At 39.7% G+C, this 14,171-nt stretch carries 14 protein-coding genes; 4 read left to right on the top strand and 10 right to left on the bottom strand.

What is annotated here, in order from left to right; genetic code table 11:
* Positions 1 to 4: 4 nt before the first annotated feature.
* The 4 genes from GNP35_RS12620 to rsgA form a co-directional block, all read right to left on the bottom strand.
* Positions 5 to 721 carry a glycerophosphodiester phosphodiesterase gene (locus GNP35_RS12620; protein ID WP_155696449.1) on the bottom strand — a complete coding sequence of 239 codons (717 nt, stop codon included), beginning with the start codon at positions 719 to 721 and terminating at the stop codon, positions 5 to 7.
* 12 nt (positions 722 to 733) lie between these two features.
* Complete coding sequence (locus tag GNP35_RS12615; protein ID WP_155696448.1) at positions 734 to 1,618, bottom strand: DMT family transporter; 885 nt, start codon at positions 1,616 to 1,618, stop codon at positions 734 to 736.
* Positions 1,619 to 1,624: 6 nt separating this feature from the next.
* Positions 1,625 to 2,494 (bottom strand): archaetidylserine decarboxylase, encoded by an 870-nt coding sequence (gene asd / locus GNP35_RS12610; protein ID WP_330997811.1) that lies wholly within the window; start codon positions 2,492 to 2,494, stop codon positions 1,625 to 1,627.
* Positions 2,495 to 2,555: 61 nt separating this feature from the next.
* A complete protein-coding gene (rsgA, locus tag GNP35_RS12605) occupies positions 2,556 to 3,617 on the bottom strand; it encodes a small ribosomal subunit biogenesis GTPase RsgA (RefSeq protein WP_330997810.1) in 1,062 nt (353 codons plus the stop codon).
* A 111-nt stretch (positions 3,618 to 3,728) separates the two neighbouring features.
* Between rsgA and orn the strand changes: the two genes are divergently transcribed.
* Complete coding sequence (orn, locus tag GNP35_RS12600) at positions 3,729 to 4,274, top strand: oligoribonuclease (protein WP_155696447.1); 546 nt, start codon at positions 3,729 to 3,731, stop codon at positions 4,272 to 4,274.
* Positions 4,275 to 4,339: 65 nt separating this feature from the next.
* On the opposite strand, the gene GNP35_RS12595 is transcribed toward orn, so the two are convergent.
* Positions 4,340 to 4,723, bottom strand: a complete 384-nt coding sequence (locus tag GNP35_RS12595) for a DUF2721 domain-containing protein (protein ID WP_155696446.1) — start codon at positions 4,721 to 4,723, stop codon at positions 4,340 to 4,342.
* Positions 4,724 to 4,874: 151 nt separating this feature from the next.
* Here GNP35_RS12595 and GNP35_RS12590 point away from each other — a divergent pair, with 151 nt between their 5' ends.
* Complete coding sequence (locus GNP35_RS12590) at positions 4,875 to 7,751, top strand: coiled-coil domain-containing protein (protein WP_155696445.1); 2,877 nt, start codon at positions 4,875 to 4,877, stop codon at positions 7,749 to 7,751.
* A gap of 47 nt (positions 7,752 to 7,798) precedes the next feature.
* Entirely contained in the window at positions 7,799 to 8,404 is a 606-nt protein-coding gene (locus GNP35_RS12585) for a DUF416 family protein (RefSeq protein WP_155696444.1), read from the top strand.
* A 57-nt stretch (positions 8,405 to 8,461) separates the two neighbouring features.
* On the opposite strand, the gene GNP35_RS12580 is transcribed toward GNP35_RS12585, so the two are convergent.
* The 4 genes from GNP35_RS12580 to GNP35_RS12565 all read right to left on the bottom strand — a co-directional run bounded on the left by GNP35_RS12580 (position 8,462) and on the right by GNP35_RS12565 (position 10,660).
* Positions 8,462 to 8,692 carry a DUF2798 domain-containing protein gene (locus tag GNP35_RS12580; RefSeq protein ID WP_330997809.1) on the bottom strand — a complete coding sequence of 77 codons (231 nt, stop codon included), beginning with the start codon at positions 8,690 to 8,692 and terminating at the stop codon, positions 8,462 to 8,464.
* 176 nt (positions 8,693 to 8,868) lie between these two features.
* The gene (locus GNP35_RS12575) at positions 8,869 to 9,348 is read right to left on the bottom strand and encodes an MgtC/SapB family protein (protein ID WP_155696443.1); all 480 of its coding nucleotides are present in this window, start codon (positions 9,346 to 9,348) and stop codon (positions 8,869 to 8,871) included.
* 31 nt (positions 9,349 to 9,379) lie between these two features.
* The gene (locus tag GNP35_RS12570; RefSeq protein WP_155696442.1) at positions 9,380 to 9,979 is read right to left on the bottom strand and encodes a pentapeptide repeat-containing protein; all 600 of its coding nucleotides are present in this window, start codon (positions 9,977 to 9,979) and stop codon (positions 9,380 to 9,382) included.
* Positions 9,980 to 9,994: 15 nt separating this feature from the next.
* Positions 9,995 to 10,660 (bottom strand): thiol:disulfide interchange protein DsbA/DsbL, encoded by a 666-nt coding sequence (locus GNP35_RS12565; RefSeq protein ID WP_155696441.1) that lies wholly within the window; start codon positions 10,658 to 10,660, stop codon positions 9,995 to 9,997.
* A 105-nt stretch (positions 10,661 to 10,765) separates the two neighbouring features.
* Between GNP35_RS12565 and GNP35_RS12560 the strand changes: the two genes are divergently transcribed.
* Complete coding sequence (locus tag GNP35_RS12560; RefSeq protein ID WP_196492517.1) at positions 10,766 to 11,497, top strand: tRNA (adenine(22)-N(1))-methyltransferase; 732 nt, start codon at positions 10,766 to 10,768, stop codon at positions 11,495 to 11,497.
* A gap of 48 nt (positions 11,498 to 11,545) precedes the next feature.
* On the opposite strand, the gene GNP35_RS12555 is transcribed toward GNP35_RS12560, so the two are convergent.
* Positions 11,546 to 14,095 (bottom strand): TonB-dependent receptor plug domain-containing protein, encoded by a 2,550-nt coding sequence (locus GNP35_RS12555; protein WP_155696440.1) that lies wholly within the window; start codon positions 14,093 to 14,095, stop codon positions 11,546 to 11,548.
* Positions 14,096 to 14,171 lie beyond the last annotated feature (76 nt).

Here is a 14,171-nt window from a genome sequence, read left to right as displayed (position 1 = left end):
TCTCCTAACTAGTAGGTGTTGGTTTAAGCTGCTCAATTATATTAAAAGCTTGTCTTGGGTGGTTAGCAAATATGCCATTGGCCCCCACGTTAAATAGCCACTCAATCTCTTCAGTGTGGTCGACCGTAAAAACAAACACTTTTAAACCAAAAGATTGGATTTTATGTATCAAAGCTTTATTTAAACAGTCCATATCTAGATGGACGCTATACAGCGGAAAGTCCTTTAGCAACAGCTCAATATTAATTGGGTTTACCGCTAATAATAGACCAAGTTTGAGATCTGGCAGGTGTGTCGCGATATTTTCTAAATAATGATGGTTAAATGATGAAATTAATAGTCTTGAACGGTCAAAGTTGTGTTGAGTACAAAGCCTTGATAATTCTTTTTCAAATTTATGAATAGACTTCAAATATTTAATTTCGATATTAAGCGTGAAGCTAAATTGGGCACAGTATTCAATTAACCAAGCAAGCGTTGGTAGTGGCTCGCCGTCATTACCTTTTATTGTCGCTAAGTCATAATCGGTGAGTTGCGTAACGTGCTTATCAATGTTGAGTAAACGAGTTAACCAACGGTCATGGAAAATAACAAAGTCATTCTCGGTTTCAAAAACGTCGACTTCAATGCCATCCATCATCTGATCATTACAATGACGGATAGCGACTTGACTGTTTTCTGGGTGAATTGCGGACTCACCTCTGTGTGCAAACACTATCATAAAGAGCGGTCGCTACTTTGCTGGTAGTGAACTGGGCTTGGTTCTCTTTGTTGCTTGTGTTTCATAAATTGCCGCCGCTAAAATAATGGAACCTCCACCAATAGTAGCAAGTGCAGGCACTTCAGCAAGAATTAAAAATGCGAAGGTAATTCCATAAACCGGTTGTAAGCAACCAACCAAAGAGGCGGTTTTTGCAGAGGTCAATGAAATAGCAGACGCAAATAAAGCATGCGCACAAGCGGAGAATACAACAGCAAACAAGACTAGCTTAGCGATGGTTTCAAACGTTAGATCAAGCGCTGGGGTTTCTGTAATTGGAAACAATAAAAGTGCAGTCACTACAAATTGAAAGAACATAGATTGGCCGCCAGAATAGTGACTAAATTTATGTTGTACTAGGATGTTACGAAGCGCAAAACAAAACGCAGAAATTAAACCACAGCCTATGCCTATTAATGTATCGTCACTTAATGACTCTCCACCAAACCATAAATCTGGGAATAACATAGCCACACCAAATAAAACCGCTAAACCCAAAACCATATCTTTATTGGTTGGGTGAGTTCGCCTAAATAAGGGCTCAATAAAAACGGTCATCATTGGGTAGGTGAAAAGCGCTAACATGGCGATAGCAACGGTTGTAATTTGAATTGCGTAAAAGTAGGTAACCCAATGGATAGCAGCCAATGTACCAATCGCTAAGGCGGTCAGCGCATCTTTTTTTGACTTAAGCGTTAAGGATTGTTTTTTATAACGAATGAATAAAGCCAGGAATATAACGGCAAAAAAGGCTCGATAAGCCGTCATATCCAAAGCGGGTAAATCAATTAATTTGGCAAAAAGCCCAGCACCACCTAGTAATAAAACACCTAGGTGGAGTTGAAGTAAACCGGACATAAAGATTTAGCTAGATTTTTTAGTTGCGAACAGTTCGCCTAAGCGAGTTGTTGAGCCTGCTTCAACATCGTCTGCAAATTCAATAGCGTCTTTGCCAAAAAGACAAACAACCGTTGAGCCAAGCTTAAAGCGGCCCATCTCTTCGCCACGCTCTAGTTTCACAGACTTTTCGCCTTCCGCTGGATAATCCCAACGATTCACAAACTTACCGCGAGGAGGTGTGATTTCGCCAGCCCAAACGGTTTCAATACTTCTTACAATAGTGGCGCCTACTAACACCATCGCCATTGGACCAAGTTCAGTATCAAACATTGCTACTACACGTTCGTTACGAGCAAACAAGTTAGGTACGTTTTGAGCCGTTAATGGATTAACAGAGAATGCATCGCCCGGTACGTAAATCATATCAGTTAACGTGCCAGCAACTGGCATATGCAAACGGTGGTAGTCGCTAGGAGCAAGATAGATACAGGCAAAGTCACCGTCATCAAATTTCTCTGCCAAATCTTCGTAACCACCTAGTAACTCTAATGCGGTGTAGTAGTGATTTTTGGCTTGTACTAAACGACCATCGTCAATTTTACCTAATTGACTTACTGCGCCATCTACTGGATGTGCAATTTCGTTTTCGCCATCAACAATAGTACGTACGTCTTCAGCTAACTCACGGGTGAAAAACTCGTTAAAGGTCTTATAGTGTTTTGGATCTGGATATTTAGCTTCATCCATATTGATGTCGTAAGCTTTGATAAAACTTTTAACAAAAAACGTGGTAACAAAACCTAATTTAGCTTTTGCTAAGTAACCGACAAGCTTGGAAATACCATGTTTAGGCAAGGCATATTGAAAGGCTAATTTTAAATTGTCGTATTTCACTGTATTTTCCTACTGTTTTTTGTGAGCCGGTAATTGTAACCGACCCATCTTAAATTGAGAATTATTTTGCGTCTTTTGACTGGTGACGAAGGGTGATTTCATCAACGGTTTGTAAAATTCGTATATAACTTTGATAGCGTTGTTGACTCACTTTACCGTCTTTTATCGCCTGCTTTAATGCACAACCAGGGTCATTTTTATGACTGCAGTCTCTAAACTTACATTGCGTTATAAAGTCTGAAAACTCTATAAAACCAGCCAATATTTCTTCTTGGCTTAAATGCCACATGGCAAATTCACGAATCCCTGGCGAGTCAATAACAGCACCGCCATTCTCTAAACGATAAAGCCTAGAAGCGGTTGTTGTGTGCTGACCCAAACGGCTGTTCGTTGATACAATTTTTGTTTCTATATTAACGTCTGGCAAGATTGCATTTGTAAGTGATGATTTGCCCACACCAGACTGGCCAACAAACACGCTAGTGTGACCTTCAATGAGTTGTCTAACTTGGTCAATACCTTCTTCTTCAATAGCAGACAAAGTAACCACTTCGTATCCAATAGAACGATACAAGGCAACGGTATTTTCAACTACATCGCGATTACTGTCGTCTAACAAATCCATTTTATTGATTAAAATGATTGGTGTGATGCTCAATTGCTCAACGGCCACTAAGTAACGGTCAATAATGTTAGGTGTTAAATCTGGAAGCAGGGCAGAAACAATTAATATTCTATCAATATTCGCTGCCACAGGTTTTAAACCATCATAAAAGTCCGGTCGAACAAACTCACTGGTTCGTGGTTCAACGGCTTCTATTACGCCCTGGAAGTCTTCATTGTTAACTGTGTATGGTCGCCAAACAACGGAATCACCGCATACTAAAGAGGCTACGTTACGACGAATGTTGCATCGGATCATACTTTCGTCTTCTAACTCTACGTCGGCGTGTTGGCCATAACGCGTAATAATTCGGCCAAAGGTTTGAGGGCCTAATAAAGCGTCATCGACAATAACTTCTGGCTCATTGTTTTCAGCGCTCTTGGCCTTAGCCAGGCGCTTACTTTGGTTAGCCTTTATGCGACGTGTCTGTGATTTGGATAATTTCTTTTGTTTTGCCACTTTTGCTCTATGATTTAGTTATTAAAACTTGTGAAAGTCATTAAAAAGAATAACAATGCCTTTATAGTATACGTAACCGACCTTGATAAAAAGGAATCAGTAGGACCTTATATGTCTTTTAGTGAAAATAATCTAGTTTGGGTAGATTTAGAAATGACTGGACTAGAACCAAGACATTGCAAAGTTTTGGAAATAGCCACCATAGTAACCGACAGTGAATTAAATATCATTGCTGAAGGCCCAGAGCTAGCTATCCATCAGTCGGACGAAGTTTTAGATAACATGGATGAGTGGTGCATTCGTCAACACGGTAAAACTGGCCTTACTGACCGCTGTAAAAAAAGCACAGTAACAGAAGCGCAAGCCTGTGAAATGACTATCGATTTTCTAAAGGATTATGTGCCAGCTGGTGTTTCTCCAATGTGCGGAAATAGCATAGGTCAAGACCGTCGCTTTATGCACATTTACATGCTTTCTTTAGAAGAGTTTTTCCACTATAGAAATATAGATGTCAGCACAATTAAAGAATTAGGCAGAAGATGGCGCCCTGAAGTTCTAGACGGCGTTCAGAAAAAAGGTGTTCATTTAGCGTTAGACGATATTCGCGAGAGTATTGCTGAGCTTAAACATTATAAAGACACCTTCTTTAAGCTTTAATTTAAAAGAAAAGCGAAAACCCAAAACCGCAATGTTAGATGTGAATCTCATGCGGTTTTTTTGTATTAGTCTTGCATCGACTCAAGTTCAATTTCAATCGCTCTGCAACTTATCCACACTTCATATAGTGACATTAATAACGACAGTACTAACGTTAACAAGCTGCCGCCAAACATTAACGACCCCATTTGAGGCTGCTCTAAAAATAACGCCAACATGGCCAATACACATAACAAAAAACTCAATACACCACAGGTTTGCATGGATCTGATTAAATGCAATCGACTTTTTAAGTTGGTAATTTGTCTTTTCACGACCACTTCTAAACCTTTATTATTTCTTTGATTTAGTTCTCTAATTAACTGAGCAAGCACTAAAAATCGATTTGTGTAGGCTAAAAGCAATAAGGAAATAGCAGGAAATAAAAGGGCGGGAGTGGTTAGGGTCATTAGATAGATCCACAAAAAATAGGGTTTAAAAAGCATACAGATTGTATCAGCGAATTTACAATAGTTTTTGGCTACAAAAAGTAGTTATTTTTAAACACAAAAGTTGCTATTCTGTTTTGAATAGAGTCTAGCCTTTCATGGAGAGCGACCATTGGCTGTAAATAAAGTGGACGAAAAAGAACTACTTAAGGTAAAAGACGAACTGGCAAAACTGCAAAAGTCTTTAGCTATAGTAGAAAGTGATAAACAAGAAGCGGAGGATGCGCTTCTTGAATTATCGCAGCACCTGACTGCGCAAGAAGAGTCACTTGAGTTATTACACACCAATTCAAACTCAACTATCGCAAGGTCCACGTCTTCTGATAGTGAGCTAGACAGCCTTTATGCTCGACTTAAAAAATCTGAATTGGAAGCTGAAAGTTTATCTGAACAGTTATTAGCAAAAGACTTATCCATGAGTCAGTTATTTACTGAAATCGGCGACTTAAAAGATTTACTAGAACACTATCAATCAATCGAGTCCAATCAAAATCAAGAGTCATCACGCCAGTCAAAAGAGTTTCAAAGCCAACTTAGTCAGCTACAAAAACAATTATCAGCCATGGAACAACAAGGCGAAGAATATCAAAAGCTGTCTGACTCTGATAAAGCTGCGATAGCCAAACTTCTTGCGGAAAAAAGCCAAACTGATGAACTCGTTGAACAGTATAAAAATGATCTAGAAAGGGCAACGGAGTCTTTATCTAAGCAGCAGAAACAATTAGATGAGCATATTGAGCTTACTAATAATCAAGTGCTCACTACGGCAGAAATCAATAAGCAACTTGCCTCGCTAAAACAAGATAATGAACATAAAACTTTTGAGTTAGATACCTTACAGGCTGAACTTGACGGTTACAAAAGTGATATTGAAAAACAAGCGGATGTAATAACCGATACACAGATGGTGAATGCGTCTCTGACTGAGCGGGTCGAACATCTAGAAGAGAGCCTTGAAACTGAAATTCAAGCTGCTACAGGATATAAGCTGCAGTTTCAAAATGCAGAATTATTAAATACAGATTTAACGAGCAAGCTAGAGACATTCAATACACTTCAAACTGAGTTGGAATCAGCCCAACTTAAATTATCTAAGCTAGAAAGGCGTAATGCTGAGCTAATTCAAGCTCAAGTAAAGCAAGAGCAGTCGGTAGACCAATCGGTCGTTGAACTTGAAAACAAAGTTACTGCATTAAACGATTTGCTTGATGACGAAAGTAGCAAGCATAAAAGCGAAATAGCAGTATTGCGTAAGCAGTTAGATAATGAAAGTTTGGCACTGAAAGCAACACGTGAAGAGAAAGAAAAATCAGAGGAACTGTTTGCAGCTAGCCAAGCCGAATTAAGGTTAAGTCAAGCGAGTTCCTCCAAACTAGAAAGTAAAGTCAGTCAGCTTGAAGATACCCATCAGACAACAATAGAAGCACTGCGCAAGGCTGAATCCGAATTAGCACAGGTAAAAGGTGAGTTAGCAAAAGTTGAGTCTGAATTAGCACAGACGAAAGCTGAATCAGCAAAAGTTGAATCTGAATTAGAACAGACAAAAGCTAAGTTAGTCACAACGTTGGAGCAATTGCACCAGGCAACATCCGGTTTGGATGTTAGTCAGTCAGAAATGGCCTCGCTAAGACACTCAGACGCTGAGAATGAAAAGGTCATTGCAGATCTAAAATCTAGCATAGCTTACTTAGAAGAGAGAGCCGCAAAAGTAGAAGAAAGCGCCGAAAGAAAACGAACAGAACTTGAAGCTAAGGCTGCCGTATCGGAGGCTAAGTTAGGTGAAGCTGAGAAAACATCACTAGAACTTGAAGCTAAGGTTACCGCTTCGGAGGCTAAGTTAAGTGAAGCGGAGTCTGAACTAAGCAAGGTGGAGCGTGCACTTAATGAGCTCGAACGTGAACTCGGTAAAGCAAAAGATAATGCCGCTGAATTAGCCCTTAAGCTTGAAGAAACTGAGAAAAAATCAGTAGAACTGAGCGGCAAAGAAACGACGCTGAAAGAACAACTTAGGTTGGCAAGTGAGTCGGAATCAGAGCAAGTTTCTATGCTAAAGGGTGAAGTAGACGAACAGCAACAAAAAGTGGATGCTGCGGAATTACGAATTAGTGAGCTAACTGCCAAGCTAGAACAGGTAGAAAGTCACCAACAAACACATACTAGCCAACTACAGAGTGATATTGAATCGACTCGAGCGCAACTAGCTTTGGCTAATGATCTTGTGGTGCAGGGACAGCAAAAAGTAAGTGGCTTAGAGTCTGAACTGCATCATTATAAAAATGCAGTAGATGAAAAAGAACAGGTAATATCAAAACTGTCGCGAACTGATGAAGCAATGTTGTTATTGGAAAAAAATAACCTAACGCTAACAAATGAACTGCAAAACATTGGTGAAGCGAAGCAAGAGCTTCAACGCCAATTAGATTATGCGGAGCAAAAAGCAGCATCGTTGCAAGCCCAATTGTCGACATCTCAAAGTGTTAGCACAGAGCAAAGTGACCAATTACTAGAAACGAATATTGAGTTTAATGACTTAATTGAGCGGCTAAAAGTAGAGAATGCGCAATACAGAAATGACTATGAAAAACTTAAAGTAAGGTTAGATGACTCACTTGAACAATTAGCGCAAGTTGATGATGACTTAATTAAAGATCAGCATAGGATGTTAGAACTTGCTGACGAGTTAAGAAAAGAGAAAGAGCAACGTCATCAATTTGAACATGAGCTAAACTTAGTCAATGAGCTTGAGCAACAGCATAGAGAAGAGCTTGAGTCTTATAAGCAAGGTCATATTGAAGAAAGTGAATTAGTGGCAGAAGCTGAAGTGAGCCATGCAAGAACGGTTATTCAGCAGTTGCGAGCTGAAAACAATCGTTTAAAATTAGACTTAGATGAAAAAATTTCAGATTTAGAAAGCCAGGTTACCGAGTATCGGTTAAAATTCAATTTTGCTCAGCAACAATTAGTTGAGCAACAACAGTTATCAGACTAGCATACGTAAAGTAATTGCTTATGATTTAACAAATTGAGACATTATTTATGAGCCAAAACAAGGCGAACAACTTTGCACAAATCCGTGCACTTCCGCGTAAGCAGCAAGGTATTCTTTCTCTTATATTGCTACAACGCATGTTACCAAATTATCAGTTATTTACGGCCGTTACCGAATTCCCTCAGCCTCATCAAATAGAAAATGTAATGAACAGCTTATGGGAGCGTTTGTTAGTGCATGGCAGTAAGCTTAACTTCGTTGCCCTAGAAGAAAAAGTAGAGATACTGACACCAGACGAAGCTGACTTCGAAATGTATGGCGTTTACCCAGCTATTTATTTTTGCACAGGGCTATTAAATTATATAGCCGGTCAGCAAACAGAAGACGATTACGACGCAGTAGCCATTGCGAAGATATCGCAAGGTTGTATTGTTCACCTCATTGAATACCAAGCTGGTGATGTAGAGTTAGATAATAGTGCTATCAGAGAGCATGAGTTAATGGTTAATGAAGTTGAGTTATTAACTGAGTTAATAAGTTGGCTAGAAAGCTTTGACATGAAAAAGCTGTCAGCAAACGACATTAAAAAGCAGTGTATTGCTAAGGCTTATGCAGACGGCGTGACGAACATTGGCATTGCGGTTGAAGAGTAGGTTTTAGATTTAGAAGCAGTGTCACTAAGGCACTGCTTTTTCCGTTTCCGCTGTCTGCTATTTTTCCTTGACCAAGACCAAATTCACCAGTTTATGCACTAACGGCGAAACAATAAAAATAGTGGGGAAGGCCACTGAGAATGCAAACCCCCACGCTTTTAGCCACATCAAAACAATCCCCGGAATTAATCCAACATTAAAAATACTGATCACCAAAGACATAATGCAAGACATGATCAGTGCCATAAAAAACGAAAATACAAAACGATGATACTTTTGACTAATCACAGGAGCCCCAAATAGAATAATTTATTAGATTACAGATTACAGATTACAGATTACAGATTACAGATTACAGATTACAGATTACAGATTGCAGATTACAGATTACAGATTACAGATTACAGATTACAGATTATAGATTACAGGTTATAGATTACAGGTTATAGATTACAGGTTATGGATTACTTGTGCTTTCGCCAGCGATTGTATTTTGCGTGTACACCTTTGGTTAAGCTGGTGGAATAACCTTCCACAGCATCTATACCAGACAATATGCCAACAACTAGTATTGATAGTTTTACAGCAACAAGAGAGTCAACAACGGCAACACAGACACCTAACGCGGCTAATGCCCAAATAGTGGCGGCGGACGTTACACCCGTTACAACACCTTCACGTGTCATCATGACCCCAGCACCCAAAAAGCCAACACCGGTGACCACTTGACCAATAATACGAGATGGATCAGAAGCGTCATTAATAACAAAAGTAGCAATAGCCACAAACATGTAAGTTCCAAGTACTACTAATGATGACGTTCTAATGCCAACGGGTTTTCCGCGGAGTTGCCTTTCAAGTCCGATAATTGTGCCGCAAAGCAAAGCCGCGCCAATTGATTTCCAGCTAAAAGGGTGAATGGATAGTATTTCTGTTAATGTCATAATAGTGCTCTGAAAAAAGGCGTTATACACGTTAAACTAATTTTAGCCCAATACTTTCTAGTAAGTTTACCGCTTCAAATCTTGAGAAGGTTGCGCCTTCAATGTCATTTTCAAATAAGTTAATTGAATAATCTACGGCTTCGGTAAAGTTCGCGTTGGTTAAAATGGTTTTATTAAATTGGCTATTGGTAAAGTCAGTAAAACTAAAGTCTGCGTTTTTAAAAACACCTTCACGAAAGTCTACATCGTAGGCTTTGCATTCTTCTAATACCAAACTAGGTAACTCTAAGCCAAAAAATGAACTGTCGTTGAGCACGCACTTTTCAAATTTTATTTGTGCTGACAAGGTAATATTTGGCCAATAAGCTCGCGTCCAATCAATACCTAGCATTTTGCAATCGGCAAATAAAACATCTGAAAACTGGCAACCACCTACTTTTGATAAGCTTAGGTTGCATCGGACAAAATGACACTCAATAAATTTACAGTCTTCAAAGTTTACGTCACTAAAATTACAGTCGGTGAAAGTACAACCTTCAAATTCACCTTCCACTATAAGGCTGTCAGACATGTCTAAGTCGGTAAAATACTCATCTAAATAATGGGTGTTGCTGTCTATGTATTTGATCAAAATATTACCTTGTTATTAAAGCGGTTTATTTAATAAATATTGAATTAAGGCAAAGTACTCTTTTTTTGATTTGAAACCAGTACTCAGTGTTTGGTAACGGCCGTTAATTATTAACGTAGGAACACTATTGATACCCTGTTGACGAATGAATTGAGTTTTTTTACTACGGCTCGCATATTCACCTTTAATAACAAAACTATTGATGAGCTTTGATACTTTTTTTGTTTCAACACCTAAACGATTAAAAATGGAATTTACTTGGCGAATAGAGCTGAGCTTTTGCTTTTTTACGTGGATAAGATTAAAGACTGAATCAGTAAAGCGAGCTTTTAATTTTAAACGTTCAGCCACAATTAGCGCTTTGCTTAGGTATTTTTCTACTTCAACATTCTGGCCAGGCATATTCTCGACATGGTTATTTATAAACGCAGTACCTGGCGGCAATGTAGATTTAATTTCTCTCATGAAGCTCTCTTGCTTAAAACAATGAGGGCAGTAAAATGAAAAGAACTCTCGGACTTCAGGTTTTTTAACGTCATAAGGTTTTAACTCTTGATAATGCACGCCTTCTTCAAATTCTGCTGCGTTTGATTGGAACGCAAAAATCGTAATTAAAAGTACAAATAAACTTGTGAGTAGTTGAATGTTTTTTGACATGTATTTGACTTTATAACGGTCCATGTAGATTCCTTTGTATCGAGTTATCAATAATATAAAATGATTGTTGCAGTAACGCGATGATTATTCAATCAGTAGCTTTCATAATATTAAAATAGGACGCCACAGGTGAGACTTAGCAATCGTTTAAGCACAATTCAATCAATTGCAGAGCATGCCCATAAACAATATAACTACGACTATATTTGGGATACCTGTTGTGACCATGGGCAGCTAGGGGCAGGCCTGTTAAAAAGCGGCATAAGCAGTAAACTCTTTTTTGTTGATATTGTTCCAGAGTTAATGGCTAGCTTAGAGCAAAACCTGAATCAGTTTTTCCTCAATCAGAAGCATCAATGGCAAGTATTGTGTGAAGACGTTTACTGCTTGCCCTTAAACGATGTAGAAAACTCAAACGGCAAACATTTAATCATTATAGCGGGCGTTGGCGGTGACTTAATGCTTGAGTTTATCTCTCAACTAAACCAACGATTTCCAGACTTGTCGTTAGACTTTCTATTGTGCCCCGTGCATCATCAATTTTCATTACGCAGCCAACTAAGGAAAATGGAATTTAGCTTGCGCCATGAAGAGGTGTTGGAAGATAACCAGCGCTTTTATGAAGCACTTTTAGTGACATCAGATAGTACAAATCAGTCACCGCTGATTAGCGTTGCAGGTGAGGTTCTTTGGCAATATAAAACAGCGAGTGAGCAAAACATGCTTAAACGCTATTTATCAAAAACACTAGAGCATTATAAACGAATGCAAAAAGGAAACAGTAAGCTTGCCGATAGTGCACTTGTTGCTTATGAAAGTGTAAAAATAGAAAAGGCGTCACTTCAATTTACTTCAAAATAGACGCCTTTGTTTAGGACTAATGTTTAAGACTAATGTTTAGGGCTAAGGTTAGAAACGGTAGCTGACGTTACCGTAAACAAAACGGCCATCTAAGCTGTAAGGTGTAAATGGACTGTAGGTAAATATCTGATTAAAGTTACTAAAACCGATGTTGTTTACCGTGTCTTGAGGGTATTGATCAAATAGGTTATTTGCACCTACAGATACCGTCCAGTTCTCATTAGCTTGATACGAAACTTCAACGTCAGTAATCCACTTCGCCGCTAACACTTCATCATTATCTGGGTTACTTGAAACATCAACCACTTCGCCATATCGCGTTGCTCTAAGTGTGGTAGACCAATCGTTATAATCCCAAGTTGCCGATAAATTCACTTTGTTTTTTGGCGTGCCTTGTTCAAACCGAGCCACTTCTCTGCGCGCAAAGTATTGGTAACTATCACCAAGTGCCGCTAATTCAGCTGGATTATCCTTAATGTGTGTTACTTCGGTATCGTTTATATTTGCGGCCGCATTTAACGTTAAAGAACCAAAACCTGCTTCACCCAATCCGTTTAAATCAAAGCGGTAAGTCGCAACAATATCAACACCTTTAGTTGTAGAGTCGATTGCATTGGTAAAATAGCGAACGCTTTGTGCGTTGGTTTCACCTGCTTGTTGCAGAATATCCACAACTGCAGCACCGCTTAAGTTTTCAGATAGCACTATGCGGTCATCAATTTTTATCTGATACGCATCAACGGTGAAGGTAAAATCGTCATAAGTATAAATAAAGCCTGCCGTTGCGTTTACTGACTCTTCAGCTTCTAACTCTTGTGCTCCTAGCGCTACTGCTGCGTCGTCAGTCACTGGGAACAAACCTACCTCTTTAGGAATACCGTCTTCAAAAACAGTGCTAATAGACTTGTATGAGGTTTGCGCTAGTGACGGCGCTCTAAATCCAGTGCTAATTGCACCACGAATCGAAAAGTCATCGGTTACGCTATAACGTGTGGCTAATTTAGACGTGAAGGTGCTACCAAAATCGCTGTAGTCTTCAAAACGGCCCGCTAGGACCACATTTAAACTGTCTGTTAAATACGTATCTAGCTCTGCAAAAACAGCAACATTGTGACGGCTTTCATCGGTTGCGCTATCAGGAGAAAAACCCGATAGAACTTGCGCGCCACCAGAGGCAATTGGATCTCCGTTTGCGTCAGTAGCTGTAATGTAAGATGCTTCTTCGCCCACTTCAATTTGGTAATTTTCGTGTCGGTACTCTGCGCCAACCGTTAAATACACAACGTCAGGCAAACCAAAATCCACCGAGGTATTAGCATCGGCATTTAATACAATTTGTTGATATTTTAGAGCGCCATTGTCAAATGATGTTGGGCTATTTTCACCAAGGGATGTATTTAAACTATTTGTGACACCTAACCCAAAGTCATTAAGTCCGTAATTCGCACTTACGTCCCAAGTCCAATCGTTTGTATCGCCATTAACCCCAATGGCAAATGCGTAATCTTTAACATCAGAGACTATCTGTGGCAAAAAACCATCGGCATAAATAGACTCAACATTTCTGGAGTCTTTAGCACGGCGATAGAAACCGCCTGAGTTGCCTTCACGATCTGAATAACTACCAAATGAATATAAATCAACAGAGTCAGATAAGGCGTAACCTAAGTTGTAAAATAAAGCCATATCTTCAATGTCGGCTTTACCAAAGCGATGGTTATAACGATCAATTGTTAATTCACGAGGGTCTAAACTGCCATCCGCTAAACGGTCGTATTGCTCTCTTTCGTCTATGCCTGAACGATTAGTCGGTTCGTTGTTACGTAGCTCTAAAGACACATTCACAAAACCTTTTTCGCCAAGTGCAAAGCCACTATTTGCGCTAAAGGTGCGAGTTGCACCGTCATTGATGTTTTTGTCAGAGCCTTTAGTAAAATCAAGGTTACCATTTGCATCAATACCCGTCTCAAGTAACTGAGGAGAACCAGCCATTTGTGAGTCATACTCACCATAGGTTAAGCTTACGCTGCCACCCTCTGAAGCATCTTTCAAAACAATATTGATAACGCCGGCAATGGCATCAGAACCATATTGTGCAGCCGCGCCGTCGCGTAAAACTTCTACACGTTTAATTGCTGAGGTTGGGATCATGTTTAAGTCAACCGCTGAACTACCACGACCAACCGTGCCACCTAAGTTAAGTAACGCACCTGAATGACGGCGCTTACCATTAATAAGAACTAGAGTATGATCGGGAGCCAGGCCGCGAAGAACCGCTGGTCGAGCGTGATCTGTGCCATCAGCAAGAGTTGCACTAGGATAGTTAAAGCTTGGGATTTGACCGCTTAATACTTGGCTCATCTCTAACAAGCCCGAACGTTGTAAGTCTTCACCAGTAATAATGTCTACCGGTACCGTACTTTCGGCTACGCTGCGAAGGCTGCGACGAGTACCTGTTACCGAGATAACTTCAACATTTTCTAACAGCGCGTCTTGCGTTTCATTTTCGTTAGCTAAAGCAAATGGTGATGTTCCTAAAGCGCTTGCAACAGCAAGACTCAGAGCCATCATTTTAGTGGAGGAATTCGTCGAGCTCATATTTTGGTCCTTGGATATTCTGCGTATTCAAAAATAAGGGCGCATAATATCCAAGGCGATAATCGCTGACAAAGAC

The sequence above is a fragment of the Psychrosphaera haliotis genome (genome assembly GCF_009728465.1).
In the GTDB taxonomy this organism is placed as follows: Bacteria; Pseudomonadota; Gammaproteobacteria; order Enterobacterales; family Alteromonadaceae; genus Psychrosphaera; species Psychrosphaera haliotis.
Note: the sequence above shows the minus strand (reverse complement) of the source record. Positions and strands in the feature narration are given on the sequence as shown.